General features: G+C 46.1%; 1 protein-coding gene. It reads right to left on the bottom strand.

Annotated elements, in window-relative coordinates; all coding sequences use genetic code 11:
• Positions 1-375 precede the first annotated feature (375 nt).
• Positions 376-984: a sarcinarray family MAST domain-containing protein gene (locus K8R76_02550; protein MCD4847053.1), complete on the bottom strand. Its 609-nt coding sequence runs from the start codon at positions 982-984 to the stop codon at positions 376-378.
• Between the last annotated feature and the right edge of the window lie 128 nt (positions 985-1112).

Here is a 1112-nt window from a genome sequence, read left to right as displayed (position 1 = left end):
GAAAGGGTTATGAGACGCTTGAGCGGCATGAGGTTAAAGTCTCACGTACCGTTCTGAGAAGAGGGAGAGCGAGTAATCGCTCTTCCTTATTCGGCGTTCTTTGCGGTGTATAATATAATCTAGATTATATTTAAACTGCCATGGCTGCGACGTAGTCTATCAATCCCTCCTTGCCCTGTATACACCAGCCAGTAGTATCCCCACCATCGCACCCATCACCCCGAATCCGGGCGACCCCTGGGTCTGCGACTGGTTCGTGGACGAGGGGTCGGTGCTGGTGCGGATGGGGGCGGGGCCTGAGTAGTGTTCATCGAGGATGATGGGATATCGACGTTGGGATCGAACTTGTAACTGGCATCGATGCGGCGTAGTCTATCAACCCCTCCCTGCCCTGTATACGACAGCCAGCAGTATCCCCAGCAGCGCACCCACCACCTCGAATCCGGGCGACCCCTGGGACTGCGACTGGTTCGTAGACGAGGGGTCGGTGCTGGTGCGGGTGGGGCCTGAGTAGTGTTCATCAGGAATCAGGATGCTGGCTGCTGTGAAATATGGATTTTCAGATTCTTTTTCATCTCGATCATAGAACGTAAATGCAATATTTAACGGAATAGTCCATCCTGCGGCTTCATCTGTTGGCCGCACAATCCACTCGAAAGTGACTGTTTCACCTGCATTATGATCAAATTCCCTGGCAACCTCAGTAAATTCACTTGGACCTTTAATCACTTCAAATGGTTGATCAACATTTTTAAAACCCCAACCTGAAGCAGTAATACCAGTTGAAACATCAACATTTTTTTTCAGGTATACTACTGCTTTAATTGTGGCTGGCTCGCCCACTTTTAATTCAGCATCATAGACAGTGGTCACTTTTTCATTATAATATACTTCATATTCAACCAAATCAGTTTCAACCGCACTAACATTACAAGTTAAATAAATCATCACATATAACAACACTAGTTTTTTAACGAATTTCATATTTTCCATCCTTCATTTATTGCTCCTATCGAGTTTTCAACATCTCTTCCTTCACGTCTATCACCGACTCCTTTTGGACCTGGAGGAACAAAAATAAAAGTCCCGGTAGTAAACTCAAATTCGATTGG

Source organism: Candidatus Aegiribacteria sp. (genome assembly GCA_021108435.1).
In the GTDB taxonomy this organism is placed as follows: Bacteria; Fermentibacterota; Fermentibacteria; order Fermentibacterales; family JCC-6; genus Aegiribacteria.
This window is presented reverse-complemented; position numbering and strand designations above follow the sequence as displayed.